Here is a 25,712-nt window from a genome sequence, read left to right as displayed (position 1 = left end):
GTCTCTCGATCTGCACCTGATACGGCTTGGCTGCACATGAGAACTGCCCTAATGGCGTTACTGGACCTTATCCCCAGGCGCCTGTCCGTTTTTTCGACGGATTCTATATAAGGAGTCATAAATTGAGCATTGAAGCGGCCAAGAATGCCCGAGAATTGCTTCTCAAGGAATACCGTGGAGTGCTCTCGACACACTCCAAGGCGATGCCCGGTTTCCCGTTTGGCTCTGTGGTTCCGTACTGTCTGGACGAACAGGGCCGGCCGCTGATCCTTATCAGCCGCATCGCCCAGCACACGCATAACCTGCAGAAGGATCCAAAATGCTCACTGTTTGTGGGCGAGCGTGGGGCTGAAGATGTGCAAGCCGTTGGTCGCCTGACCTATCTCGCCGAAGCAGAAAAGCTCGAGGACGAGGCCGCCATCGAAGCGGCGGCTGACCGTTACTACCGCTATTTCCCTGATTCGCAGAGCTACCACAAGGCCCACGATTTCGATTTCTGGGTGCTCAAACCGGTACGTCATCGCTACATCGGCGGCTTCGGTGCGATTCACTGGGTCGATCAACTGACCCTGGCCAACCCGTTTGCCGGTAAGCCCGAAGCGAGCATGGTCGAGCACATGAATGCCGATCACGCCAAAGCCATCGCCCACTACGTCGAACTGGCGGGCCTGCCGAAAACCGAGCCGGCGCAACTGGCGGGTATCGACACCGAAGGCATGCACCTGCGCATTGGTCAGGGGCTCTATTGGTTACCGTTTCAAGCGCCGTGTAATACGCCGACACAAGTGCGCGAAGCCTTGGTTTTCCTGGCTCACGCCGAACATTGGCCGAAAAATGAAGTGGCCGACGCTTGAATTCACGAATCGGCGACGTCATCTAGGGAAGACTGGCAAGGCATTCTTGCGTTGAGGAACCATTTGATGCGCCCTTTTTTATTGCTCTTTGTACTGTTCCCGGTGTTGGAGCTGTTCGTATTCGTCAAGGTCAGCGGGGCGATCGGGTTTTTCCCGGCCCTGCTGTTGGTCATTCTCGGCTCGATGCTCGGCGTGTTCGTGCTGCGTATCGCTGGTCTGGCAACCGCATTGCGTGCTCGTGAAAGCCTGAACCGCGGCGAGTTGCCGGCTCAGACCATGCTCGAAGGTTTGATGCTGGCACTGGCGGGTGGTCTGTTGATCCTGCCGGGCTTCGTCACTGACGCGCTGGGTCTGATCATGTTGCTGCCGATCTCTCGTCGACTGTTGGCCAATAAAATGCGCCAGCGTGCCGAAGAGGCGGCAATCCGTCAGCGTGCGTTCGCCGACGACCTTCAGCCACTTGGCGGCGGCCCTGCGACCCGCGAGCCTCTGGGCCGTGAACCCCACGTGATCGAAGGCGAATTTGAACACCGCGACACCAAGTAATCCGCTACACCGACACGGCACCTTCGGGTGCCGTGTTCGTTTGTGGGGCAGCAACCTGAAAAAATTTGCTTCCTCGCCCTTGTAATAAGCTTGTGCGCCCTTATGTAACGGTCACCGCAAGGTTTCTGGCGATTACGCCAGACAGACTTCCGCGGTTCGCTCGACGAACCGCACCCGGCACCGCCGGATTTGTTAAACCCGCCGGGAATACACCGGCCGATGAAAACCACAATTAGGAGAGATCGACAATGAAGCTTCGTCCTCTGCATGACCGCGTCGTCGTCCGTCGCAGCGAAGAAGAAAAGAAAACCGCTGGCGGTATCGTCCTGCCAGGTTCGGCTGCTGAAAAGCCAAACCAGGGTGAAGTTCTCGCCGTAGGTCCAGGCAAAGCACTGGAAAACGGTGAAGTGCGTGCACTGGCTGTGAAAGTGGGTGACAAGGTTGTGTTCGGCCCGTACTCCGGCAGCAACACCGTGAAAGTCGACGGCGAAGACCTGCTGGTAATTGGCGAGAGCGAAATCCTCGCCGTTATCGAAGGCTGATTCCCCGCTCATTTTCCCGCTACTACAAAGTATTTAAGGAATATCGATCATGGCTGCTAAAGAAGTTAAATTCGGCGATTCCGCCCGCAAGAAAATGCTCGCCGGTGTCAACGTCCTGGCTGACGCAGTAAAAGCGACCCTGGGCCCTAAAGGCCGTAACGTGATCATCGAGAAGAGCTTCGGCGCTCCGACCATCACCAAGGACGGCGTGTCCGTTGCCAAAGAAATCGAGCTGAAAGATCGCTTCGAAAACATGGGCGCGCAGCTGGTCAAAGACGTTGCCTCCCGTGCCAACGATGACGCAGGCGACGGCACCACCACCGCTACCGTTCTGGCTCAATCGATCGTCAACGAAGGCCTGAAAGCCGTCGCTGCCGGCATGAACCCGATGGACCTGAAGCGCGGTATCGACAAAGCGACCATCGCAATCGTCAAAGAGCTCAAAGCCCTGTCCAAGCCTTGCGCTGACACCAAGGCTATCGCTCAGGTCGGCACCATCTCGGCCAACTCCGACAGCTCCATCGGCGACATCATTGCCGAAGCCATGGAAAAAGTCGGTAAAGAAGGCGTGATCACCGTTGAAGAAGGCTCGGGCCTGGAAAACGAACTGTCGGTTGTTGAAGGCATGCAGTTCGACCGTGGCTACCTGTCCCCGTACTTCGTCAACAAGCCAGAGACCATGACTGCCGAGCTGGACGGCCCGCTGATCCTGCTGGTCGACAAAAAGATCTCGAACATCCGCGAAATGCTGCCAGTACTGGAAGCCGTTGCCAAAGCCGGCCGTCCACTGCTGATCGTGGCCGAAGACGTTGAAGGCGAAGCCCTGGCGACTCTGGTTGTGAACAACATGCGCGGCATCGTTAAAGTCGCAGCCGTCAAGGCTCCAGGCTTCGGCGACCGTCGCAAGGCCATGCTGCAGGACATCGCTGTTCTGACTGGCGGTACCGTTATCTCCGAAGAGATCGGTCTGAGCCTGGAAAGCACTACCCTGGAACACCTGGGTAATGCCAAGCGCGTGATCCTGTCCAAAGAAAACACCACCGTGATCGACGGTGCCGGCGTTGAGGCTGACATCCAGGCTCGCGTTCTGCAGATCCGTCAGCAAGTGGCTGACACTTCGTCCGACTACGACCGTGAAAAACTGCAAGAGCGTCTGGCCAAACTGTCCGGCGGCGTTGCAGTGATCAAGGTTGGTGCGGGTTCCGAAGTTGAAATGAAAGAGAAGAAAGCCCGCGTTGAAGACGCCCTGCACGCTACCCGTGCAGCCGTTGAAGAAGGCGTGGTACCTGGCGGCGGCGTGGCACTGGTTCGCGCTCTGCAGGCAATCTCCGAGCTGAAAGGCGACAACGATGACCAGAACGTTGGCATCCAGTTGCTGCGTCGCGCTGTTGAAGCGCCACTGCGCCAGATCGTTGCCAACTCCGGCGACGAGCCAAGCGTAGTGGTCGACAAGGTCAAGCAGGGTTCGGGTAACTACGGTTACAACGCTGCTACCGGCGAATACGGCGACATGATCGAAATGGGTATCCTGGACCCTGCCAAAGTGACTCGTTCGGCTCTGCAAGCGGCTTCGTCGATTGCCAGCCTGATGATCACCACCGAAGCCATGATCGCTGAGATCAAGGAAGAAGGCGGCGCTGGCGGCGGCATGCCAGACATGGGCGGTATGGGCGGCATGGGCGGCATGATGTAAGCCAGCCTTACCCCTATAAAAAAACCCCGCCTGCGCTAAGCAGGCGGGGTTTTTTATTGCCTTCGATTTACCTGGATCTTGAAATTGAACCGGACCACTGTGGGAGCGAGCAATCCCGCTCCCACATTTTGATCTGTGTTTCAGGCAGTAGCTTGTTGTGGTTCGGACTCTCGCTCAGCCTTCGAGGCTGGCCGATACAGGATGTAGTAGTAAGACCCCAGACAAATCAGCCAGCAGAAAATTGCCGTCCACACATTGTGCGAAAAGAAGTGCGCGCCCTGCATCATCCGGCTGATGGAAAACACCGTGCCCAACGCGAAAGCGAACACAAACGCCTTGCGTGCCAGACGCGGACGACGGTCACGCAGGACAAAGAACAGCGCAAACAGTGTGAAACCCGTCGCCGCATGACCGCCGGGCCAGCAACGGCCAGGTTTATCGGTGTGCGGGCGAGGGCTGAGCAGTTCGCTATAGGTTTCGTGACCGCCGAATTGCTCAAGGCTCCACGGGCATTGAACGGCCGTCACCGCTTTGACTGGCGTGACAAAGGAGGTCGCCAGCGCCAGCGACAGCACCAGACAGCCCAGTTCCCGTTTGATCGGTTTGAGCCGGTCCATGAAAAAGGAGGCGATGAAACCGAAGATGGCCAACACCGAGAAGGCGATGACCACCTGCTTGGCGCGGTCATGCACGATCTCTTCCAGGAAGTAACTGTGCCGCCCGATGAAATCCCCCGCGACCGGGTCATAGAGCAGTTTGGCAAGGTCCATATCCAGGGACGTCAATTCGAGCAGCATCAGAGTGATCGCTGCGATGGCGGGAACGCCCAGGCACACCCAGAAATTCAGCGGGCGGGAGGCGGGACGAACAGCAGTTGATGGCATGGTGGATCCTGAACAAAGGAAAAAGCCCCGGGGCATCAGCCCGGGGCGATTCGATTAATGTGGGCTGACTTGGTCGGTGCCCTCCGTGGGCGTCTTCCAGCCAAGTAGCTGTTGCTTGAAGCCATAACTGGCGGTTTGGTAATAGGTGATAGCACGGGCAATCAACGGGTCGCTGGCGGTGGCCTTGGACTCACGGCTCTCGGTCAGTGCTTCATCATGGCGCCGTAGCCCTTGGCGAGGGCTCAGGATCGCCAAATCCTTGCCGTCGAACAAGCCCAGGTGCTGGTAATTGCCAACGACCACGCGGGGCGGCAGTGGATTGTCCTGCAGCAAATTGCGGCCAAAGAAGGTCGACTGATAATCCAGGTTCAGCAAACCCAGCAAGGTCGGCGCCAGGTCGATCTGACTGGCCAGTTGCGCGGTTTCCCGTGCATCGATCAGCTTCGGTGCATAGATGAACAGCGGAATCTGATAGTTGCTGATCGGCAAGTCTTCCATGCCGGCGCTGCCGGCCGTGTGATCGGCGACGAAGACGAAGATTGTATTGTCAAACCACGGCTTTTGGCGCGCCTGATCGAGGAACTGACCAATGGCATAGTCGGTGTACTTCACCGCACCGTCGCGACCGTTGCCGGATTTGATGTCGATCCGGTTGTCCGGGTAGGTGTAAGGGCGATGGTTGGAGGTGGTCATCAGTTGCAGCAGAAACGGCTGCTGTTTCGCGTAGTCAGCGTCGGCCAGTTTGAGGGCCTGCTTGTAGAGATCTTCGTCAGCCATGCCCCAGGCATTTTTGAAGTGGATTTCTGATTCCTCGACGCTGGTCTGGTCCACCACACGGTAACCATTGCCACTGAAAAACGCGTTCATATTGTCGAAGTAACCGCGTCCGCCATAGACGAACACGCTGTCGTAACCCACGGCGGTGAGCTGCTGGCCGAGGCTGGCGAAACCGCTTTCACGCCCCACGCGCTTGACGATCGAGCGCCCCGGGGTTGGCGGGATCGCCAGGGTAATGGCCTCAAGGCCGCGATCGGTGCGGGTGCCGGTGGCATAGAAGTTGTTGAAGTACAGGCTCTGCTTGCGCAAGGCATCGAGGTTGGGGGTCAGGTTGCGCTTGTCGCCGTTACTGCCCATGTACTTGGCGCTGAAGCTTTCAATCGTCACCAGCACAATGTTGGGTTTGCGCACAGTGCCCGGGTTGTCGATCATCCGGCGAATGTCCTGCGGATCCTCGCCGATGAAACGCGCGTTGGGTTCGCTCAGCTCGGCACGAATCTGCTGAGCAACGATTGCCGGCGGCAGGCTGCTGTAGAACTGCGTGTAATCCAGTTCGTTGTTACGGAATGCTGCAAAAAACTGATAGGGCCCATTGCTCGCCAGTTCGTTCTGATAGGCGTTACCGCCCTGGGCGCGCGGCGAATCCTGGCTGAGCAGTTGCAAGCTCAGGCCCGCGACGATCAACAGGCCCAGCGCATTCAGCAGGCGCCCGCGCATTGGCGGCAACGGTGCGTCCAGCGCGGCATTGAAAGGTTTGCGCAACACAAAGCTCAGGGCGACGGCCAACACGGCAAGGATGCTCAGCAGCGTGCCGATCGGATAAGACTCCAACAGGTTGTTCAACACCTCGTCGGAATACACCAGGTAATCGACGGCGATGAAGTTGAAGCGCACACCGAACTCATCCCAGAACAGCCACTCGGCTACCGCGGTGAACAACATGGCGAACAAGCTGACGGTCAGCAGTCCCTGAAGGAACCAGCGGTGGCCGCGGCGACGCCACAAGGCCGGTGGGCAGAGCAGCAAGTAGAGGCCCATCGGCAGCGCTGCGTAGGCAATGAAGCCCAGGTCGTAAAGCAGGCCGATGCCAAACACCGACAGAAATCCGCTACCGGCCTCATCCAGATGGGTGAGCAGCAAAACCGTGCGGGTCAGCAAGAAAATGACCAGCCACGAGCCGGTCACGAGCAGGAGAAAGCGCATTGGCGCGGTCTTGAAGAGCTCCATTGTGTGTACATTCCTTAACAACAATTGTGTGGGATTCTCGCGCCACGACTGTAGTCGGCTTGTGAATCGATAGTGAAAAACATGTTAATCCTATCATTTGGTTGAGCGGATTGATTCCAGGCACCCTGACCCTAGCCCTGAGCCACGCTTGGCCTTAAGCTGCGCGGGCCACGACGCCCGTTGCTGTGTACGCAGGAGATACCCATGCGAATTCTATTGGTTGAAGACAACCGCGATATCCTGGCCAATCTGGCCGATTACCTGGGGCTCAAGGGTTACACCGTGGATTGCGCGCAGGACGGTTTGTCAGGCTTGCACCTGGCGGCCACCGAGCATTACGACTTGATCGTGCTCGACATCATGTTGCCTGGCATCGACGGTTACACCCTGTGCAAACGCCTGCGCGAAGACGCACGCCGCGACACGCCGGTGATCATGCTCACCGCTCGCGATCAATTGGACGACCGGCTGCAAGGCTTCAAATCCGGTGCCGATGACTACCTGATCAAACCCTTTGCCCTGTCTGAATTGGCGGCGCGCATCGAGGCGGTCATGCGTCGCACCCAGGGTGGCGGTCGCCGTACTTTGCAGGTTGGCGATCTGAACTACGACCTCGACACCCTGGAAGTCACCCGCGAAGGTCGTCTGCTCAAACTCAACCCGGTGGGCCTGAAGTTGCTGGCCGTGCTGATGCAGAAAAGTCCTCATGTGCTGCGCCGGGAAATTCTCGAAGAGGCGCTGTGGGGGGATGACTGCCCGGACAGCGACAGCCTGCGCAGCCACGTCCATCAGTTGCGCCAAGTGATCGACAAGCCGTTCGCCAAACCGTTGCTGCAAACCGTGCACGGTGTGGGTTATCGCTTGGCCGAGGGCCGTGATGGAGTTTAAGCAGAGCCTTGCTCAACGGATCATCATCGCCTTTGCGCTGATGAGCGCACTGGTCGCGGGAGCCTTTGCCATGGGCATTGTGGCGACCGTGCACCTGGTAGAAGAAAAACTGATTTCGGCAGGTCTGGGGGGCGATTTACAACGGCTGTTGCTGATGGACAGTGTCACGGACTGGAGCCATCGTCCCGAGCCGGACCAACTGTTCTATTTCAGCGGCGGGCCGGGCGATTTTCAGTTGCCCAAGGATTTACGCCACCTGGAACCGGGCTTTCACGAAGTATTTCGCGAACAGCTGTCATATCACGCCATGGTCGAAGTCGTCGACGGCCGGCGTTATGTGCTGTTACAGGATCAGAGCGATTTCGAGGAGCGTGAACGGGTGCTGTTTGCCGTGGTGCTGGTGGGTTTCGTTCTGAGCCTGGCATTGGCGGTGTTTCTCGGCTGGATACTGGCGCGCAAAGTGATGGCGCCCGTGGTGCGACTGGCCCGCCAGGTCCGTCACCGTGACCAATTGTTAGGTCTGGCGCCACCCCTGGCGCCGGATTACGCCGCTGATGAGGTGGGCGAGTTGGCCGTGGCCTTCGACGCCACCCTCGGGCGCTTGCGCCAGGCGTTGACCCGCGAACGGCTATTCACCAGTGACGTCAGCCACGAGCTGCGCACGCCATTGATGGTGCTGGCCAGTTCCTGCGAGCTGCTGCTGGAAAACCCCGGCATCGATCAGCGTGGTCGTGCTCAGGTCGAGCGAATCGCCCGCGCCTGTGAAGAGATGCGTGAGCTGGTGCAAACCTTTCTGATGTTGGCCCGCAAACAACGTGAAGACGCCAGCATGTCGCCCCAGCAGAACCTGAACCAGGTCGCCGGCGGACTGCTCAATCTGTGGCGCGAGCCGATCGAGTCCAAGGGACTGACGCTGATCTTTGAGCCGGGCAATCCGGCAAGCACCTGCTACAACGCAACCCTTCTGCACGCGGTCATGGGCAACCTGCTGCGTAATGCGCTGCATTACACTGAGCACGGGTTTATTCGCCTGACGCTGACGGCCACGGGTTTCATGGTCGAAGACAGTGGCGTGGGCATTCCCGAGGAAAAACGCGAGGCGATGTTCGAGCCCTTCGTGCGGGGCAGCGAGAAACGCGGCGAAGGCCTGGGGCTGGGGCTGTCGCTGGTGCAGCGGATCTGTGAAAACCAAGGGTGGAACGTCAGCCTGACGAACATGGAGCCCAACGGCTGTCGTTTTCAGGTGGAGCTGTCAACGAGTAGTTGATCGCCTTATTGAAACGCATTAACCCGGTGCAATCGTTTTCATCCTGTAAATCCTCGAAGTAATTCGGGGGGTTGCATGACGTTTTTTTCACAACGGCATGACCTGACGCTGACACGGCGCTACCTATCGTGGGTACCATCAGCAGCTCAGGAGAACTTGATGATGGACGGCCCGATCAAACTTGATTTTTCCGAAAAATACGACGATCAACACGCTCAACAATACCTGCGCAAACACAAGGACGGCGTGGGCCGCCGCCTGTCCCACTGGCGTGACGAGCAACTGGCGCGCAAGGCACTCGCACTGGCCGGTGAGCCGGGGCTGATCCTCGATTTGCCCTGCGGTGCGGGGCGCTTTTGGCCATTGCTGGCGGAAAAAGCCAATCGTGCGATCATTGGCGCCGACAACTCCGAATCCATGCTGAAGATTGCCATGCAGGCGCAACCTGCCGATGTGGTGAAACGGGTACAACCCTTGCACACTTCTGCATTCGACATCGCTTTGCCTGATAATGCGGTCGACAGCATTTTCTGCATGCGTTTGCTCCATCACATCGGTGAAGCCGAGCATCGACTGGCTATTTTGCGCGAGTTCGAGCGAGTCACTCGCGACAGCGTGATCCTTTCTTTGTGGGTGGACGGCAATTTCAAAGCGTGGAAACGCAAGCGCCTCGAGAAAACCCGTGAGCAGCAAGGTTACCAAAATCGATTTGTGTTACCGGCTGCTACGGTTGAAAAGGAATTCGAGCAGGCGGGTTTTCAGATTCAGGAACAACTGGACTTTTTACCGCTCTATGCCATGTGGCGGGTCTACGTATTACGCAAGAGGTAACAGAATGGCAGTGCAATGTGCAGCAGAATCGGAAGTCGCTCCTCAAGACCGCTTCGATTATTTCTGGAATCAGCGCGGTGAATGGGTAGAAGAACCCAACATTCGTCGCGGTGGAGAAAGCGGCGTGCAGCGCGTCGTGAGCAGCAATGGACAGCTGCTGTACGTTAAACGTCAAACCGGGCATATCCATCGCAGCTTGCAGCACCCGTTCGGTCGGCCGACGGTGTTGCGCGAACGCGATGCGCTCATCGGCCTGAACCTGCTCGACGTTCGCGTTCCGGAACTCGTTTTCTGCGGTGCACAGCGTGATCCGGTGCATAAATGGCGCGCATTGCTGGTCACCAAGTCGCTGGACGGTTTCGAGGAAATCGAACACTGGTACGCTGGCGGTGGTCGCGAGCGTCACGGTGAGGCCGTGCATGATCGAGTGTTGAAGGAACTGGCCGAGAGCCTGGCCCGGATGCACAAGGGCCGCTGGCAGCATAGCTGCCTCTACTTCAAACACGTATTCGTGCGCATCACCGGCGAAGGCGAGGCTGCCAAGATTGAAGTGGCCTTGATCGATCTGGAGAAATGCCGGCAGCGTTTGACCGCCCGGCAAGCGGCTACGCATGACATGAAGCAACTGCGTCGCCACTCGTCGTTCAGCACGACGGACTGGCAGAAACTCGTCTACTTTTATAAGACGGCGTTTGGCAGCGCTATCAAGGGTTTATAGCAATGAAACTCGAAATTGCACGAGGTGTATTTTTATTAGGAGCCTTGGCAGTTGCTTCACTAGCGGTGGCGGCTTGGGAGCAGCCCCGCACGCAAGTCCTCAGTTCAGTGAACGGCAACACACACTGTCCATTGCCACGCGTTGCGAAGGCATCCGTGGCATCCCAACCCGATCATGATTTCTTGCTGTTCATGTTCGGACTTTCTCAAGGATTGAGGCCACAAAGTTGAACAGATTGAAGCCCAAATAAAAGGCCTCGCTAATGCGAGGCCTTTTTTATTCCCGAATTTCGAGCCTTGCAACCATCTCTGTGGGAGCGAGCTTGCTCGCGATAGCGGTGTGACAGTCACCTCAATGCTGATTGCGCCACCGCTATCGCGAGCAAGCTCGCTCCCACAGGGTTATGAGTGTTCTTTGGGTTTATCGGGTTTTGCCAAAAGCGTGTAAACACACGGCAGCACAAACAACGTAAACAACGTCCCGATCGACATCCCTGTGGCGATCACCGTGCCAATGTCGAACCGGCTGACGGCCCCCGCCCCCGTGGCGATGATCAACGGCACCATGCCGAACACCATCGCAGCAGTGGTCATCAACACCGGACGCAGACGAATGGCCGCCGCTTCCTCCACGGCCTCGCGCGGCGACAACCCTTTGTCCTTACGTAACTGGTTGGCAAATTCGACGATCAGGATTCCGTGCTTGCTGATCAGCCCGATCAACGTCACCAGGCCGACCTGGGTGTAGATGTTCATGCTCGACCAGCCCAGGAACAGCGGGATCAGCGCGCCACAGATTGATAGCGGCACGGTCACCAGAATCACCAACGGATCGCGGAAGCTTTCGAACTGGGCGGCCAATACCAGGAAAATGATCGCCAGCGCCAGGGCGAAGGTGACCCACAGCGCACTGCCTTCCTGGACGTATTGCCGTGATGCGCCGGAATAGTCGAAGGCATAACCCACCGGCGCCTCTTCCCGAGCGATTTGGCGCACTGCGTCGATGGCTTCACCCATGCTGACCAGCGGCACCCCGGACAGGATGGCCGAGTTGAGTTGCTGGAACTGGTTCAACTGCCGTGGACGCGCCCGGTCGGTCACGGTAATCAGGGTCGACAAGGCCAGCAGTTGGCCTTGGGTGTTCTTGACGTAGTAATTGTTCAGCCAGTCGGGGTTGTCCCGGAAAGGTCGTTCGACCTGCGCGATGACTTTGTAGCTGCGACCTTCAATGGTGAAACGGTTGATCTCCGCCTCACCCAGCAACGTCGCGAGCGTCCCGCCCAGGTCCTGCATGGAAACACCCATCTGTGCAGCCTTGGCGCGATCGATATCCACCACCACTTCGGGTTTGTCGAACGCCAGGTCGAGGTCGACGAAGGCGAACTTGCCGGACTCCATTGCCCTCTTTTTGATTCGGTCGGCCACTTGCAGCAGCGACTCGTAATCGTTGGCGGAGTTGATGACGAACTGAAACGGCAGCCCCTCACCGGTACCAGGCAGGGACGGCAGGTTGAAGCCGAAGATCTGCAGCCCGGAAATGCTCTCCAGTTTGCGCTGGACCTCGGGGAGGATTGCCATCTGAGTGCGGCTGCGTTCGTTCCACGGTTTGAGCAGGAAGCCGCCGATCCCAGATTGCACGCCGTTGAAACCATTGATCTGGAACGACGAGTAGTACTCGGGAAACGTCTTGAAGATCTCGACGAACTCGTCGGTGTAGGCGCTCAGGTAGTCGAGGTTCGTCGGTTGCGGGGCATTGGCGATCATGAAAATGATGCCCTGGTCCTCATCGGGCGCCAGTTCCGACTTGGTGAACTTGAGCAGCACCGGAATCAGGCACAGCACGATTACCGCAAACACCAGCACCACCGGCCGGGTGTTAAGGGTGCCGTGGAGCATGCTTTGGTAACGGCGCTTGAGACCTTCGAAAATCCGGTCCAGACGATGGGCCAGGCCGCTGGGATTTTCCTCGTGACGCAGCAATAAGGCGCACATCATCGGCGACAGGGTCAGGGCGACGATGCCGGAGATCACCACCGCGCCGGCCAATGTCAGGGCGAACTCCTTGAACAGCGCACCCGTGAGCCCCGTCAGGAAACCGATCGGCGCATAGACCGCTGCCAGGGTGATGGTCATCGAGACCACCGGCATGGCGATTTCCCGGGCGCCTTCGATGGCCGCATCCAGCGGCGTTTTGCCTTCTTCGATGTGCCGGTGGATGTTTTCGACTACCACAATGGCGTCGTCCACCACCAGGCCGATGGCCAACACCATCGCCAGCAGGGTCAGCAGGTTGATCGAGTAGCCCATCATCTGCATGAAGAACATCACGCCGATCATCGACAGCGGGATAGTGACTACCGGGATCACCACCGACCGCAGCGCGCCGAGAAACAGGAACACCACCACGATCACGATCAGCACCGCTTCGAACAATGTTTTGATCACCTCGTTGATCGAGGCCTGGATAAACAGCGTGGCGTCGTAGGCGATTTCACCTTTGAGGTTGGGCGGCAGCTGGGCTTCCAGGTCCGGCATGATCTTGCGCACTTCCCTGATCACGTCCAGGGGGTTGGCGCCGGGCGTGGCCTTGATGCCGATGTACACCGAAGGGGTGCCGCCGAAAGAACTGATCGAGTCGTAGTTTTCCGCCCCCATTTCAACCCGCGCCACATCGCTGAGCAGTACGCGACTGTCGCCCTCGACCTTGAGCGGAATCGCGGCAAAGGCTTCGGCGGACTTGAGTTCGGTATTGGCGTTGATGCTGGTAACGACGTACTCGCCTTTCACTTCGCCGGCGGCGGAGAGGAAGTTGTATTTGCGCACTGCGTCGGTCACGTCGCTGGCACTCAGGCCGAAACCGGCGAGCTTGACCGGGTCCAGCCACAGACGCATGGCAAATACCTGGTTGCCGAGAATCTCGGCTTCGGCCATGCCCGGCAGGGTCGCCAGTTTCGGCTGGATCACCCGCGACAGGTAATCGGTAATTTGTGGGTTGCTCAGCTCCTTACTGAAGAAGCTGATGTACATCAGTGCCGAGGCGTCGGCGGCTTCCTTGCTCAGTACCGGGTCTTCGGCGTCCTGGGGCAGTTGGTTCTTCACCTCGTTGGCCTTGGCCAGCAATTCGGTGAACAAGCGGTCGCTGTTGGAACCGATGCGCGCGTAGATCGAGATCACCGAGAAGTTCTGGCGACTGACCGAGGTCATGTAGTCGATACCCTCGGCACTGGCCAGACTTTGCTGCATCGGTTGGGTGATGTAACCCTGAATGGTTTCGGCGTTGGCCCCGGGGTACGCCGTGGTCACCGTGATCAGGGCGTTTTCCATTTGTGGATATTGGCGCAGCGGCAACTTGCTCCAGGCCTGGAAGCCCAGCAGCACAATCAACAGGCTGACCACGGTGGCGAGCACTGGGCGGCGGATGAACGGGTCGGTAAAAGCCATGGGGATTCCTTGATCAGTCCGCGCGCGGCGGGCTGTTCTTCTCGGCTAAGGTCTTGTCGTCGCTGATCGCAATGTGTGCGCCGTTGTCCAGTTTGATCTGGCCGGCCGTGACCACTTTTTCGCCGTTCTGCACGCCTTTGGTGATCATCACTTGCCCATCGCGGCGCTCGCCGGTTTCGATGAAACGCCGTTCGGCGATCAGGACCGGTTGGCCCTTGTCGTCTTTTTCCAGGCTGCCGTCTTCGGCTTTTTTCTGTGCGACGACATAGAGCGAGTTGCCGTACAGCGTGTAAGTGATCGCGCTTTCCGGCACGACGATGCGCGGCTGCGGGTCAGGCAACAACACTTGCAGGCTGGCGAACATCCCCGGCAGCAGTTTGCCGTCGGGGTTGGCCAGGGTCGCGCGGACCTGCACATTGCGCGTGCTGTTTTCGACTTTCGGGTTGATCGCGCTGATGGTGCCGGGGAAGGTTTGTGTCGGGTAGGCCGCGACAACGATCTGTACCGGTTGGCCGAGGGCGATTTTCGGTATCGACTGCTCAGGCACGAAGAAGTCGACATAGAGGCTGCTGAGGTCTTGCAGGGTGGCAATCATGGTGCCGCTGGCGAGATAGTCACCGATATCCACGTGACGAATGCCGATGGTCCCGCTGAAAGGTGCCAGCAAGCGTTTTTTTGCCAGCGCCGCCCTGAGCTGATTGACCGTGGCCCGGCTCTTTTGCAGCACCGCCGAGAGCCGGTCGAATTCGCCTTTGGAAATGGCCTGGCTGCCCACCAGTTGGCTACCGCGACCGTAATCGAGCTGCGCCAGCCCCAGGTCAGCCTGAGCGGTTTCAAGCAAGGCGGTTTCTACCACGCTATCAAGCAGGAGCAGCGATTGGCCGACCTTTACCTTCTGACCGGATTCAAACTGCAAATCCCTGACGGTGCCGGAAGCTTCCAGGCTCAGATCGACACCTTGCAGCGCCGTGAGGGTGCCGACCGCCGGCAGGCGCGCTTGCCACGGCCGTTCGGTGGCCGTGGCCACGGCGACACTGATCGCCGGTTTCGGCACAGCAAAGCCTTGAATCATCGTATAGATGGAGAAGGCTTTGTAACCGGCCAGGACCAGCACGATCAGCAAAACAACACCCAACATGATCAGCATGCGGCGACGCAGCATATTTCCACTTCCTTGGAGAAAATCAGGTGAGACAGTCGGGCACATTACTCCGAGTGGGAGGTTGATTCCAACTGGCAGAACTAACAGGGTGTAAGGCTATCGATTGGCGTTGGCCTGAAAAGATCGTCCGAACGCTGCCCGAGCCTTCGGACGATCTTTTCGGCGTTATTCACGCCATCAGGTGCAGGTGGTTATCCCAGAGCCCTGCGGGTAGGTCGAGGGGTTTTGCAACAAGGCTTGTCTGGCGGCAGTCGTAGAACCGGCAGCGCCCCTGACCCGAGGTCACGACAAAGCCATCGGCTACCGCGCCGACCCCGGCGCAATCGGGAAGCGGCGCGTCCAGGCGCACTTCACCGCTGTCCAGGTCCCAGATGAAAAAGCGGTTGCCCCGTGGCGCGGTCAACGCCACCAGGCGCAGTTCACTGTGCACCGCGACACTGGCGGTGTAATGCCCCATGGCCTGCAACTGATGCTCAGGCACCGGGAAGGCCATGAACGGCTGGCCGGGACGCTTGATCGCCAGCAGCTCCGACGACTCGTGAGACGGCCCCATGAACTGCTGACCGGCGACGATGGTGCCGTCGCTGGCAATCCCCAAATGACGCACGCTGTTCATCTGCTGGGCGAGGGTTTCCTTGCTCAGCAGGGTGCCATCGCGTTGCATCAGGACCAGGCTCGGTTCCATGGCGTTGAGGTTCATCTCGACGCGGCTTTCGGCCTCGGTGCGAATGCCACCGTTGGCCACCACCAGGGTTTCGCCATCGGGCATCCACGACACCTGATGCGGACCGACACCGTGAGTAGAAATCTCGCCGCTGTGGATAAGTCGCTCACCTTCGAACTTATACACACCCAGCAAGCCACGGCCTGGATCGGAGGTGTCGTTCTCGGTGGCGTACAGCCAGTCGCCGCTCTTGTGAATCACCGCGTGACCGTAGAAGTGCCGGTTCGGCAGCGACACCACGGTTTGCAGCAGTGTGCCGTCGCGCAGGTCGATCAGGTAACTCTCGGTGCCGGGACGACGGGCGACGAACAGCGCAATCGGCAGCGTCGGGTGATTGATGATGTCATGGCAGCGCTGGCCGACCTGAGTGGCGAACACCCGTGTGCCGTCCAGCCGATAGCCGACGGCGTAGTGTTTGCCGTCGGTGTCATCCCGCGCCGAGAGCAGCAGCGGGCTCTTGTCCTTTTGCTTGAACAGCGTCCAGCCACCCAGTGTCACCGCACCCAGCAGCAAACTACCTAACGTCAGAGCCTGGCGTCGCAGCATGGAACTTGCCCTCATTAGTCACCGTCGTTGGCGTTGAAGCCCAGTTGGATGCCCAGCGCCTTGGCCAGTTCGCTTTCGTGCAGGCGGTGGACGACGTTGAGGCTGTCGTAGAGGTCGTTGAGTTGCTGGCGACCGGCATCGTCGTTGAGCATTTCAGTCAGCGAGCGCTGATTGCTGGCGAACAGTTTCAGGGCGGCAGCGTAAGCGGCGTCGATCTTGTCGGCCAACGGTTTTTGCTCGCTCGGCAACAGGCCGCGCAGGCCTTTGTTGTCGACGCCTTCCCACACCGTTTTGGCGGCGGCGAGGCTGGCCTCCAGGCCGGTCAGGGATGACTGGCTGCGCCATGCATCGGCCTGGAACGGTTGCGGGACACCCTTCGTCTGACGGCCCATCGGCGTGCCGAGTTTTTTCTTCAGGCTGTCGAGGGCGGTGACTTGCACGCGCAACAGATCGGCGATTGCTTCGTGGGAATCGGCGTAGCGCTGGTTCGGGAATTTGCTCATTTGCGCGAGCATGCCGTCGGTGTTGTTCCAGGTTTTCAGAATCTCTTCGGCCAGTTGTTTCTGACGCTCGCCAATCGCGATCAGCAGCGGGCAGTACTTGGCTTTCTGTTCAGCGTTGGCCACATCGGGCTTGCTGTCGAACAGGATGTATTCGTAGGCGGAAAGGCCTTGAACCACAACGCTGGACTTGGCCAAGGCAGCGGCATCGATCTGCGGCTGTGCGGTGACCAGTTGCTCGACCTGACGGCCGACGAGGTTTTTCTTGTCCGGCCAGAACTGCACCTGCCAGGCGCGATTGCCTTCGGCCAGCGGCCCGATCAGCAACGGTTGCAGCTCGGCCCAGGCTTTCTGCGCATGAAGGAAGTCGGCGCGGGCGGTGTCGAGATTTTCCTTGCCTTCGCAGTAGGCCAGAGCACTGACGGCCAGTTGGCGATCGGCTTCAACCCAACGCGTGTAGGTCGGCAGGATCACCGACTTGGCGATGGCCGCTGACGTGACGGCCTGCGGATCCTGCGGTGAACAGGCGCCCAAGGCTAGTGCGGCAAGGCTGGTGAACAACAATTTGGGACGGAACATGTCGGGCTCCCGCTATGGAATACGTATTAAAGAGAATTCAAGAACGCCAGCAACGCAGCGCGCTGATCGGCACTGAAAGACAAAACCTGTTGCTGCGCCGCTGCGGCTTCGCCGCCATGCCAGAGCACGGCTTCGAGCAGATTGCGGGCGCGGCCATCGTGCAAAAACTGGGTGTGGCCACTGACCGCCTGCGTCAGGCCGATGCCCCACAACGGCGGGGTGCGCCAGTCGCGGCCACTGGCCTGGAATTCGCTACGGTTGTCGGCCAGACCGTCGCCCATGTCATGCAGCAGCAGATCGCTGTAAGGGCGAATCACTTGATTGGCCAGTTCAGGTTCTGCGGCATTGGCGGCGGTGGTGTATTTCGGGGTGTGGCAGGACTGGCACCTGGCCTGGAAAAACAGGGTCTTGCCGGCCAGCACCTGGGGGGCGCTGACATCGCGGCGGGCCGGTACGGCGAGGTTACGGCTGTAGAACAGCACCAGACGCAGGATGTTATCGCTGACTTCCGGTTCGCCATCCGGGCCGTTGCCGTTGGGCGCTTGCTTGCAAGCAGTTTGCGCGGCGGTGCAATCGTCGACGGTTCTCAGGCTCGTGGTCAGACCCATGTCGCCAGAAAACGCGTGAACGTTCTGTTGATTGAGGTTCGGTTGCCCGGCCTTCCAGCCAAATCGCCCAAGGACGGTTTTTTGCTGCGCGTCATCCCAGACCCGGTTCGGGCGTCCGGCGATGCCGTTTTTATCTTTTGCCTGTGCCTCGGCGTTGGCCAGGATTGCCTCATCAGGAATCGCTTCGAGCAGGCCCAGGCCAATCATTGGCGGTGCAACCCTGGCCGAGAAACGCGTGTCAGGGTGCATCGGGCCGTAGCCGAGCTGGGTGATCTGCAACGTCGGTTTGCGCAACTCGACTTCGGTGCCGTCCTTGAAGCGAATCGGAACGGGCGTGTAATCGACGCGCACTTTGCCTTCCGGCACGACACCCGGCACGGACATGTCCTGGAGTTGTCCGCCGTAGACCGGCTCCGGGACGACACCGAGATGCTCGATGACCTTGGCATAGGCCGGCGCATCGGGAATCGACAGGCGCACCAGCATCGACACGGCGTTCTGCGCATCAGGCGTGGGCGGATGACCGCGGCCGTCCTTGATGTGGCAGCCCTGGCACGCGTTGGTGTTGAACAACGGCCCGAGGCCATCCCGGGCGGTGGTGGTCGACGGCGCGATCACCCAGGGATTACGGAAAAAACTGTTGCCGACACTGAAGTCCACGCGCCGTGAGGGTGGCAGGTTGGCGGACGGTAGGGAAAATGAGTTCTGATCGGATTTGCGCACGGTTGCGCTGCCACCGGACCGGGCTTCACCGGGTTCGGCTTGGGTAAAACGCGGGGCGTCATCGCAGGCACTCAGGCCCAGGGCCAGAAACAGTGCGGACAAGCGAAGAGGCAGCGAGGGCATCAGACATCCAGCAAGACGAGCAAAACAAGGGGCGCAAAGTCTAACAGGGCAGGGGAGATTGAATAAGAGGAATTATCGTTTACTTGATGTGGGGCAGGGTTTATCTGGAAACGGTGATCCCCTGTGGGAGCGAGCTTGCTCGCGATAGGGTCATCACAGCCAACATCAATGTTGAATGAGCTACCGCTATCGCGAGCAAGCTCCCACAGAGGATTGTGTTGTGGCGAACAGGATGAAAAAAGGCAACCCGAAGGTCGCCTTTTTATTCAGACAGCGTTGATCAGAACTCGTGATCAGCGTTGTCCGGGTTCAGGTCGCTGATGCCCAGTTTGCCAGCGGCGGCTTCGATCGAACCGGTCTGCTTGACCAGGGAGGCGATAGCGTCGCGGACGATCTGGTTACCAGCGGTGTTACCGGCGGCGATCAACTGGTCGTAGTGCTCACCCTTGTTGGCGTGATCGACCATGATCTGGATTTTGGCTTCGGTGGCCGCCAGGTCCGCTTTCAGCGCGGTATCGGCAGCCGGATCAGCCTTGGCCACCAGGGACGACAGGCTGGCGCCGGTCATTTTGGTGCCGTCGGTACGGGTGTATTCGCCCAGGTACACGTTACGAATGCCTTTGGCATCGTAGAAGTGCGAGTTGTGGGTGTTGTCGCTGAAGCAATCCTGTTCGTCTTCCGGGGAGTTGGCTTCCAGGGAAACCTTCATGCGCTCGCCCGCCAGTTCGCCCAGGGACAGGCTGCCCATGCCGAACAGCATTTTGCGCAGGCCGGTTTCGCCAGGCTCGGCTTCCAGGGTGGCGCGGTAGTTGTCGGCCACGTTCGGCTTCCAGTTACCGACCATTTCTTCCAGGTCGCTGACCAGCAATTGGGTCACGGACTTCAGGTAAGCGCGACGACGATCGTTGTGACCGCCCGTGGCGCCGGCGCCTTCCAGGTAGTCGGACGCAGGACGATTGCCAGCGCCAGGGCCGGTGCCGTTCAGGTCCTGGCCCCAGAGCAGGAATTCGACGGCGTGGTAGCCGGTGGCGACGTTGGCCTCGGAACCACCCAGCTCGTTCAGGCTGGCAAGTTTTGCCGGGGTGATGTCTTTCACATCGACCTTGTCTTCGCCGACCTGGACTTCGGTGTTGGCGATGATGTTGGCGGTAGCGCCCGGGTTACCCAGTGCATGTTCGTAGGTCTTGTCGACGTAATCAATCAGGCCTTCGTCCAGTGGCCAGGCGTTAACCTGACCTTCCCAGTCGTCGATGATCGTGTTGCCGAAGCGGAACACTTCGCTCTGCAGGTAAGGAGCGCGAGCAGCAACCCAGGCAGCCTTGGCGGCTTTCAGGGTGTCGGCGTTCGGCTTGGCGAGGAACGCATCGACGGCGGTTTGCAGGGTTTTCGCGGTAGATTCGGCATCGCTGTAAACGGCGAAGACCATGTCGGCGTAATGCGCGACCACGGCTTTGGCGGCGGCTTCGTCGACTTTGCCGGCGGCTGGGGCTGCAGCAGTTGTGCTGGTGGCGGGCGTAGGCGTTGGCGCAGCGGCGTTCTTGTCTTTGCCTTCGCCGCAACCGGCGAGGGAAATAGCGATGGCCAACAGACTGGCGGTAGCCAGAGGCATACGAATCATGGCGAACATCCTGCTTTGAAAGGGGGTGGAATGGCGCCGGAGGCGCGCAAAGCTGCGACATAATGCAAATCTTTCGCATTATCTGTAAAGGGTTGTGCTTGTAAATATTTCTTATTCAGGCGGGAGTCGTGCCGTAGATCAAGAGATCGCAGCCTCGTTTCACTCGACAGCTGCTACAGAGTGAAACGAGGCTGCGATCCTTGGATCTTTTACAAAATAGCCGCGTTACTGCGCTGGGCCTGTTTCAGATAGGCACCCAGTTCCCGCGCCGGCAGCGGCTTGCTGTAGAGATAGCCCTGACCTTCGTGACAGCCCTCGGAGATGATGTAGGCCTCTTGCTCGGCGGTTTCCACGCCTTCGGCAATCACCTGCATGCCCAGGCTCTTGCCCAGCTGGATGATGGCCCGAACGATGGTCGCATCGTCGTCGTCATCGAGCAGGTCCTGAACGAAGCTCTTGTCGATCTTGATCTTGTCCAGCGGCAGGCTTTTCAGATAGCTCAATGACGAGTAACCGGTGCCGAAGTCGTCGATCGCGATCAGCGCACCGGAGCGGCGCAGGCTCAGCAGGTGCTGGGCGGCCGTGCTGATGTCTTCCATCAGGCCGGTTTCGGTGACTTCCAGCTCCAGGCTGCGCGGTGGCAGGCGATACATCTGCATCAAATTGTTGACCACCCGTGGCAACTCGGCATGGTGCAACTGCACCGTGGACAGATTCACCGCCATGCGCAGGTCGACGAAACCCTGGTCATGCCAGTCGCGCAATTGCTTGCACGCCTGATCCAGCACCCATTCGCCGATGGCGATGATGGTGCCGTTCTGCTCGGCCAGGGGGATGAACAAGTCCGGCGGAACCAGCCCGTGCTCGGGATGCTGCCAGCGAATCAGCGCCTCGACACCCACCACCCGGTGATCGCGATAGCTGATCTGCGGTTGGTAGACGAGGTAGAACTGGCCACGGGCCAGGGCGTCGCGCAGGTCTTTTTCCAACTCGCGACGGCGGCGCATTTCGGTGTCGACGCTGGCGATATAGAACTGATAACGGTTGCGCGAGCGAGTCTTGGCCAGGGTCATGGTCTGCTCGGCTTTTTGCAGCAGTTTCTCAGTGCTGTCACCGTCCTCGGGGAACAGGGTGATGCCGATGGTGGCGCGCAGGCGAATCTCCTGATGATCGAGGGCAAATGCCGCTTCCAGGTCATCGAGAATGCTTTGGGCCAGTTCGGCCGCTTCGTAGGGTTGTTCGATGTCGGCCTGAACCAGGGCGAACTGGTCGCCGCCGAGGCGGGCGAGGGCGCCAAGGCGTCCGCTGTGAGCTCGCAGGCGATCGGCCAGGGCCAGCAGCAGTTGGTCGCCGGTCTGGTAGCTGAATTGTTCGTTGATGCCCTTGAAGTCGTCCAGGCCGACCACCAATACCGCGACACGACGTTGCAACTTGCCGGCGTCTACCAGGATTTTGTCCAGTTGCTGCTGCAATTGTTGGCGGTTCGGCAGGCCGGTGAGGAAGTCGTACTGGGCCATGCGTAGCAGGCTGTTTTCCGCTTCGTGGCGCAAATGGGTGTTGCGCTCGATGGACTCGAGCAACTGGTTGGCGGTGTTGATCCAGATTCCCAGTTCGTTCTTTTCATGCCCCTTGAGCAGCGGGATTTTGTGTTCGCTGGGGCGATCCGGATTGATTTCCGTGAGGTGTTCGATGATCCGCGACAGCGGCTTGGTCAGCAGCCAGTGATAGACCAGGTACAGCACCAGCCCCATGGCCATCGCACGCAACACGCCGGAGATGAAGATGATCACCGAACTGACGATGAAACCTTGGCCGTAGGTGGCGGTGTCGAGGGTGATGCTCAAGTCGCCGTAATACTCGCTGTAAGGGCCGCGACCCACCAGTTGGGTGGTGAAGGTGCGTTCCTTGCCGAGGATCAGGTCGGTCAGCCAGCGACTGTCGGAATGCTGCAGCTCGCGAGACTTTTGCGCGAGCATGGCTTCGTTGGGATGGCCAATGGAGGCCTTGCGCACAGCGTCGTCCTGAAAAAGGCCTTCGATAACCTGCATACCCATTTCCCGGTCCAGGCTGTAGACGGCCTGGGTCGAGGGGTCGCGGAACATGTCGAGGATGCGTTGGGCATCGCCGGCAACGGCCTGGCGTGTTTTATAGGCATCAAAAACGATCTGCGCGCAGCTCAAGACCACACCGACGATCAATGCCGACAGGAGCACGACCCGGAGCAACTTCACCGACAAGCTGTTCTTGAGTTCCAGCTTCAAAGAGTCATTCCTTGTTCCGTGCGGGTAGCGTCAAGTTGCCATGAGTATTGGCAATCCGGTGATGGCAGTCAAAGGGACAATCAATCACATGGGGTTTTGCCCGTAGCTTGGCTGAAATGCTGTGGTTAGAAGTGTTTGCCTATTCGTACTGTGTCGGTTGTTGGGTCCTTCAACTTGAGGGGGATTTGGACATATTTTCCGTTTGGTTGATGTTAGACGGCTGTGGCGTTGGAGCAAGGGGCTGAAGGCTGGTTTCATCGTGGGAAATCGGCCTGGTTTCTGCGGATGTACACGTTTTGAATGTGGGAGCGAGCTTGCTCGCGATGGCGGCCTGTCAGCCGACCAATCTGTTGGTTGATCGGGTACATATCCATTTCTGCGGTAACGGCCACTTAGGGTTTCGCCCTTACGGCGAGTCCCTTTTGGCAAACGCCCCAAAAGGAACCAAAAGGTCTCGCCCCGAGCGTCCGGCCCCTCGCTTAGGCTCGGCGTTCCTTCGTTCCGGCATTCATCTGGGGGCATCGCCTCCGGTCGGCTTCGCTTCGACCTCCTCTCGATGTGTTCGACTTCGTCGAACGGCGCTGCGCGCCTGCCCCCCAGATGAACACCTCCACTCAGCCTCCCGAAGGGGCGGGTGGATCAAGATCAAGGGCTGCAGGCGAGCTAACGCTCGGCCTGTTGAGTGGTGAGAAGCGAAAGGCGTGCCCGATCCATTGTGGGAGCGAGCTTGCTCGCGATGGCGGCCGCACAGGCAACGGATGCGCCCGTTTAAACAGCGGTAAAAAAACCAGACCTTTCCCACGAGGTTTTCAGGTTGCCCGTAGGAAGTGGGTTCAATAACCTTTTGGGGGTCGCTGAAAAAATCTGCGACCGGGTGTGAGATCCCAGACTAAGCAATTGGAAACCAGTGCAAGGCCCTCCATAATTGCCGGCAGCTTGAGGCTGTCAGCGATGTTTTATGGCGGCTGTGTGCGGGCGGACTTCGGTCCGGCCGGGTTCCTTTTGCCGGTGATCTCACCCTGCACATAGCTGCCACCTCTTCTTCGAGTGAGATCGGGAATCGATGGCGAACACCTCAAAAGGAAATGTAAGTGGATAAATTAATCCCAGACCCACCCTACAAACCCGATCCCATGTTCATGATTGCCCCAGACATGGATACCGAATCCCTCCTGGCCCACGCCTGTGAGTCATTGGCTTCAGCCAACGTCTTGGCCAGTGATTTCGCCACCTACCTGACCGGCTCCCAGCGCAGTACGGCGTTGGCCATTGCGCAGATCGTCATGTTGGCGGACTTAGCCGTTAATCGGGCGCTGGATATCGTCGACCCGCAGGCGACCTGACATTCGCCAGGCAATAAAAAACCCGGCAAAAGCCGGGTTTTTTGACTGGCGTCGATCTTAAGCGGTGAAGGTTTTGCCTTCGAACTGCTCAGCCACGAATTTCCAGTTGACCAGGTTCCAGAACGCTTCGACGTATTTCGGACGAACGTTGCGGTAGTCGATGTAGTAAGCGTGTTCCCAGACGTCGCAGGTCAACAGCGGGGTGTCGCCGTTGGTCAGCGGGTTGCCGGCGCCGATGGTGCTGGCCAGGGCCAGGGAACCGTCAGCCTTTTTCACCAGCCAGCCCCAACCGGAACCGAAGGTGCCGATGGAAGTCTTGCTGAATTCTTCCTTGAACTTGTCGAACGAACCGAAAGAAGCGTTGATGGCTTCAGCCAGTGCGCCGGTTGGTTGACCACCGGCGTTTGGCGCCAGGCAGTTCCAGTAGAAAGTGTGGTTCCAGACCTGAGCGGCGTTGTTGAAGATACCGCCCGAGGAAGATTTGACGATTTCTTCCAGAGTCTTGCCTTCAAACTCGGTGCCTGGCACCAGGTTGTTCAGGTTCACGACATAGGTGTTGTGGTGCTTGTCGTGGTGGTATTCCAGAGTTTCCTTGGAAATGTGCGGCTGCAGGGCATCGTGTGCGTACGGCAGCGGCGGCAATTCGAAAGCCATGATGATTCTCCTAATCAGGTCAGTTGCGGTGGGCGCAAGGCCGATCACGGGCGGCCAGACAAGCGCCGGGGAGTTTGTACTCTTTGCGGCGCATCGGATCGGATCATAGCACCGGGGGTGCGGCATAACCACGCAACAACTGTGTGGGATAGAGGTTCCAGAGCCTTTTGGAATAAATCAGGCGCTGGTGATTAGTTGGGCTGCCACTGTGAACATCATCACGGCCACGAGCAGGTCGAGAATTCTCCAGGTGCTCGGTCGGGCCAGCCACGGCGCTAACCATGCGGCGCCCAGCGCCAGGGTGAAAAACCACAGCAACGACGCACTGGCCGCGCCCACGACATAAGCGCCGGGTTCGGTTTGTTGGGCACCGAGGGAGCCAATCAGCAACACGGTATCCAGATAAACGTGCGGGTTAAGCAGCGTTACGGCCAAAGCGCTGAGCATCACCGCGCGCAGCGAGCGCACGGTCTGGCTTTCGCCCTGTTGCAGGCTCTGTTTCGAGCAGGCCCGACGCAGCGCCAGGCTGCCATACCAAATCAGAAACGCCGCGCCACCCCAGCGGGCGACTGCCAGCAACGTCGGGTTCTGCGCCAGCACCGTCGCCAGGCCGAATACCCCGGCGGCCACCAGCAAGGCATCGCAGGTCACGCAAAGTGCGGCGACGGGCAGGTGATGTTCACGCCGAAGGCTCTGGGCCAACACAAACGCATTCTGAGTACCGATCGCCATGATCAGCCCCGCGGCCACCAACAGGCCGTTCACATAGCTTTGCCACATAAGATGTTTACTCCGCGTTAGCCGCCAGATCCCGCAGCACGTGCAGGGCGCGTTCGGCATCGGCCTGGCCGACGAATAAATGGTCGTGGTAATAGCCGGCGATCACGTTGCAGCTGATGCCGGCCTGGCCCAATGCCGTGGCGAACGCGGCGGTCAGGCCCACGGCTTCGAGGGCCGAATGCACGTTCAAGGTGATCCAGGCCGCGACGTAATCGAAACTGAAGCCGGCCTTTTCGGCGTGGGATCGCTCCAGAATGACTGTCAGGCCTTCCTGCTCGCGGAAACTGCCGACAATCTCAAGGCCTGCCGGCAACTGGCCGTCGCGCAGGGTGCAGAACACGTATTCGCCGACGTTGAGTTGCGGGCTCATGCTGCGCAGCAGGGTTGCCAATGAAGTTTCGCCAGCCATGTCGATGATCCTTGT

General features: G+C 59.1%; 22 protein-coding genes. 10 read left to right on the top strand and 12 right to left on the bottom strand.

The features are described from left to right. Nucleotides 1-122: 122 nt before the first annotated feature. The 4 genes from MO767_RS21750 to groL all read left to right on the top strand — a co-directional run bounded on the left by MO767_RS21750 (nt 123) and on the right by groL (nt 3,635). The gene (locus tag MO767_RS21750; RefSeq protein ID WP_282482177.1) at nt 123-854 is read left to right on the top strand and encodes a HugZ family protein; all 732 of its coding nucleotides are present in this window, start codon (nt 123-125) and stop codon (nt 852-854) included. 66 nt (nt 855-920) lie between these two features. Then, entirely contained in the window at nt 921-1,400 is a 480-nt protein-coding gene (locus MO767_RS21745) for an FxsA family protein (RefSeq protein ID WP_282482176.1), read from the top strand. A 248-nt stretch (nt 1,401-1,648) separates the two neighbouring features. Further along, complete coding sequence (locus MO767_RS21740; RefSeq protein WP_008155545.1) at nt 1,649-1,942, top strand: co-chaperone GroES; 294 nt, start codon at nt 1,649-1,651, stop codon at nt 1,940-1,942. A gap of 49 nt (nt 1,943-1,991) precedes the next feature. Then, the gene (groL, locus tag MO767_RS21735) at nt 1,992-3,635 is read left to right on the top strand and encodes a chaperonin GroEL (RefSeq protein ID WP_282482175.1); all 1,644 of its coding nucleotides are present in this window, start codon (nt 1,992-1,994) and stop codon (nt 3,633-3,635) included. A gap of 140 nt (nt 3,636-3,775) precedes the next feature. Here the strand turns inward: groL and MO767_RS21730 are convergent, their stop codons facing one another. Next, nucleotides 3,776-4,519 (bottom strand): phosphatase PAP2 family protein, encoded by a 744-nt coding sequence (locus MO767_RS21730; protein ID WP_282482174.1) that lies wholly within the window; start codon nt 4,517-4,519, stop codon nt 3,776-3,778. 54 nt (nt 4,520-4,573) lie between these two features. After that, a complete protein-coding gene (locus MO767_RS21725; RefSeq protein ID WP_282482173.1) occupies nt 4,574-6,523 on the bottom strand; it encodes an LTA synthase family protein in 1,950 nt (649 codons plus the stop codon). 204 nt (nt 6,524-6,727) lie between these two features. On the opposite strand from MO767_RS21725, the gene colR reads away from it, so the two are divergent. The 5 genes from colR to MO767_RS21700 all read left to right on the top strand — a co-directional run bounded on the left by colR (nt 6,728) and on the right by MO767_RS21700 (nt 10,457). Continuing rightward, nucleotides 6,728-7,411, top strand: a complete 684-nt coding sequence (colR, locus tag MO767_RS21720) for a two-component system response regulator ColR (RefSeq protein ID WP_008155536.1) — start codon at nt 6,728-6,730, stop codon at nt 7,409-7,411. Next, nucleotides 7,401-8,678, top strand: a complete 1,278-nt coding sequence (locus MO767_RS21715) for a HAMP domain-containing sensor histidine kinase (protein WP_282482172.1) — start codon at nt 7,401-7,403, stop codon at nt 8,676-8,678. Before colR ends, MO767_RS21715 begins: the two co-directional genes overlap by 11 nt. Before the next feature lie 162 nt (nt 8,679-8,840). Then, nucleotides 8,841-9,509 (top strand): class I SAM-dependent methyltransferase, encoded by a 669-nt coding sequence (locus tag MO767_RS21710; RefSeq protein ID WP_282482237.1) that lies wholly within the window; start codon nt 8,841-8,843, stop codon nt 9,507-9,509. A gap of 4 nt (nt 9,510-9,513) precedes the next feature. Continuing rightward, nucleotides 9,514-10,227: a lipopolysaccharide kinase InaA family protein gene (locus tag MO767_RS21705; protein WP_282482171.1), complete on the top strand. Its 714-nt coding sequence runs from the start codon at nt 9,514-9,516 to the stop codon at nt 10,225-10,227. A 2-nt stretch (nt 10,228-10,229) separates the two neighbouring features. Further along, nucleotides 10,230-10,457 (top strand): hypothetical protein, encoded by a 228-nt coding sequence (locus tag MO767_RS21700; protein ID WP_282482170.1) that lies wholly within the window; start codon nt 10,230-10,232, stop codon nt 10,455-10,457. A gap of 171 nt (nt 10,458-10,628) precedes the next feature. Here MO767_RS21700 and MO767_RS21695 read toward each other — a convergent pair whose 3' ends face one another. The 7 genes from MO767_RS21695 to MO767_RS21665 form a co-directional block, all read right to left on the bottom strand. Next, on the bottom strand, nt 10,629-13,667 hold the full coding sequence (locus MO767_RS21695; RefSeq protein WP_282482169.1) for a multidrug efflux RND transporter permease subunit: 3,039 nt from the start codon (nt 13,665-13,667) through the stop codon (nt 10,629-10,631). A 13-nt stretch (nt 13,668-13,680) separates the two neighbouring features. Beyond that, the gene (locus tag MO767_RS21690; protein ID WP_282482168.1) at nt 13,681-14,829 is read right to left on the bottom strand and encodes an efflux RND transporter periplasmic adaptor subunit; all 1,149 of its coding nucleotides are present in this window, start codon (nt 14,827-14,829) and stop codon (nt 13,681-13,683) included. A gap of 169 nt (nt 14,830-14,998) precedes the next feature. Beyond that, entirely contained in the window at nt 14,999-16,099 is a 1,101-nt protein-coding gene (locus MO767_RS21685; protein ID WP_282482167.1) for a DUF1513 domain-containing protein, read from the bottom strand. 14 nt (nt 16,100-16,113) lie between these two features. Next, entirely contained in the window at nt 16,114-17,178 is a 1,065-nt protein-coding gene (locus MO767_RS21680) for an imelysin family protein (RefSeq protein WP_282482166.1), read from the bottom strand. A gap of 26 nt (nt 17,179-17,204) precedes the next feature. Beyond that, on the bottom strand, nt 17,205-18,632 hold the full coding sequence (locus MO767_RS21675) for a di-heme oxidoredictase family protein (RefSeq protein WP_282482165.1): 1,428 nt from the start codon (nt 18,630-18,632) through the stop codon (nt 17,205-17,207). 280 nt (nt 18,633-18,912) lie between these two features. Then, complete coding sequence (locus tag MO767_RS21670) at nt 18,913-20,250, bottom strand: imelysin family protein (RefSeq protein WP_282482164.1); 1,338 nt, start codon at nt 20,248-20,250, stop codon at nt 18,913-18,915. A 209-nt stretch (nt 20,251-20,459) separates the two neighbouring features. After that, on the bottom strand, nt 20,460-22,511 hold the full coding sequence (locus MO767_RS21665) for a bifunctional diguanylate cyclase/phosphodiesterase (protein WP_282482163.1): 2,052 nt from the start codon (nt 22,509-22,511) through the stop codon (nt 20,460-20,462). A gap of 1,091 nt (nt 22,512-23,602) precedes the next feature. Here MO767_RS21665 and MO767_RS21660 point away from each other — a divergent pair. Next, nucleotides 23,603-23,854, top strand: coding sequence for a DUF6124 family protein (locus MO767_RS21660; RefSeq protein ID WP_129437976.1), 252 nt, complete (start codon nt 23,603-23,605; stop codon nt 23,852-23,854). Between the two features lie 57 nt (nt 23,855-23,911). On the opposite strand, the gene MO767_RS21655 is transcribed toward MO767_RS21660, so the two are convergent. The 3 genes from MO767_RS21655 to MO767_RS21645 form a co-directional block, all read right to left on the bottom strand. Next, nucleotides 23,912-24,508 carry a Fe-Mn family superoxide dismutase gene (locus MO767_RS21655; protein ID WP_008034365.1) on the bottom strand — a complete coding sequence of 199 codons (597 nt, stop codon included), beginning with the start codon at nt 24,506-24,508 and terminating at the stop codon, nt 23,912-23,914. Between the two features lie 177 nt (nt 24,509-24,685). Beyond that, complete coding sequence (locus MO767_RS21650; RefSeq protein WP_149628383.1) at nt 24,686-25,288, bottom strand: LysE/ArgO family amino acid transporter; 603 nt, start codon at nt 25,286-25,288, stop codon at nt 24,686-24,688. 7 nt (nt 25,289-25,295) lie between these two features. Then, complete coding sequence (locus MO767_RS21645) at nt 25,296-25,697, bottom strand: ACT domain-containing protein (RefSeq protein WP_129437972.1); 402 nt, start codon at nt 25,695-25,697, stop codon at nt 25,296-25,298. Nucleotides 25,698-25,712: the final 15 nt, after the last annotated feature.

It is taken from the genome of Pseudomonas sp. UYIF39 (genome assembly GCF_029963765.1).
Taxonomy (GTDB): Bacteria; Pseudomonadota; Gammaproteobacteria; order Pseudomonadales; family Pseudomonadaceae; genus Aquipseudomonas.
This window is presented reverse-complemented; position numbering and strand designations above follow the sequence as displayed.

Excerpts from the sequence above, each read along its gene's own strand:
- MO767_RS21730 (WP_282482174.1), bottom strand. The coding sequence starts at position 4,519 with ATGCCATCAACTGCTGTTCGTCCCGCCTCCCGCCCGCTGAATTTCTGG.
- MO767_RS21685 (WP_282482167.1), bottom strand. The coding sequence starts at position 16,099 with ATGCTGCGACGCCAGGCTCTGACGTTAGGTAGTTTGCTGCTGGGTGCG.
- MO767_RS21705 (WP_282482171.1), top strand. The coding sequence starts at position 9,514 with ATGGCAGTGCAATGTGCAGCAGAATCGGAAGTCGCTCCTCAAGACCGC.
- MO767_RS21725 (WP_282482173.1), bottom strand. The coding sequence starts at position 6,523 with ATGGAGCTCTTCAAGACCGCGCCAATGCGCTTTCTCCTGCTCGTGACC.
- MO767_RS21645 (WP_129437972.1), bottom strand. The coding sequence starts at position 25,697 with ATGGCTGGCGAAACTTCATTGGCAACCCTGCTGCGCAGCATGAGCCCG.
- MO767_RS21655 (WP_008034365.1), bottom strand. The coding sequence starts at position 24,508 with ATGGCTTTCGAATTGCCGCCGCTGCCGTACGCACACGATGCCCTGCAG.
- MO767_RS21745 (WP_282482176.1), top strand. The coding sequence starts at position 921 with ATGCGCCCTTTTTTATTGCTCTTTGTACTGTTCCCGGTGTTGGAGCTG.
- MO767_RS21710 (WP_282482237.1), top strand. The coding sequence starts at position 8,841 with ATGGACGGCCCGATCAAACTTGATTTTTCCGAAAAATACGACGATCAA.
- MO767_RS21650 (WP_149628383.1), bottom strand. The coding sequence starts at position 25,288 with ATGTGGCAAAGCTATGTGAACGGCCTGTTGGTGGCCGCGGGGCTGATC.
- MO767_RS21675 (WP_282482165.1), bottom strand. The coding sequence starts at position 18,632 with ATGCCCTCGCTGCCTCTTCGCTTGTCCGCACTGTTTCTGGCCCTGGGC.
- MO767_RS21680 (WP_282482166.1), bottom strand. The coding sequence starts at position 17,178 with ATGTTCCGTCCCAAATTGTTGTTCACCAGCCTTGCCGCACTAGCCTTG.
- colR (WP_008155536.1), top strand. The coding sequence starts at position 6,728 with ATGCGAATTCTATTGGTTGAAGACAACCGCGATATCCTGGCCAATCTG.
- MO767_RS21740 (WP_008155545.1), top strand. The coding sequence starts at position 1,649 with ATGAAGCTTCGTCCTCTGCATGACCGCGTCGTCGTCCGTCGCAGCGAA.
- MO767_RS21700 (WP_282482170.1), top strand. The coding sequence starts at position 10,230 with ATGAAACTCGAAATTGCACGAGGTGTATTTTTATTAGGAGCCTTGGCA.
- MO767_RS21695 (WP_282482169.1), bottom strand. The coding sequence starts at position 13,667 with ATGGCTTTTACCGACCCGTTCATCCGCCGCCCAGTGCTCGCCACCGTG.
- MO767_RS21690 (WP_282482168.1), bottom strand. The coding sequence starts at position 14,829 with ATGCTGCGTCGCCGCATGCTGATCATGTTGGGTGTTGTTTTGCTGATC.
- MO767_RS21715 (WP_282482172.1), top strand. The coding sequence starts at position 7,401 with ATGGAGTTTAAGCAGAGCCTTGCTCAACGGATCATCATCGCCTTTGCG.
- MO767_RS21670 (WP_282482164.1), bottom strand. The coding sequence starts at position 20,250 with ATGATTCGTATGCCTCTGGCTACCGCCAGTCTGTTGGCCATCGCTATT.
- groL (WP_282482175.1), top strand. The coding sequence starts at position 1,992 with ATGGCTGCTAAAGAAGTTAAATTCGGCGATTCCGCCCGCAAGAAAATG.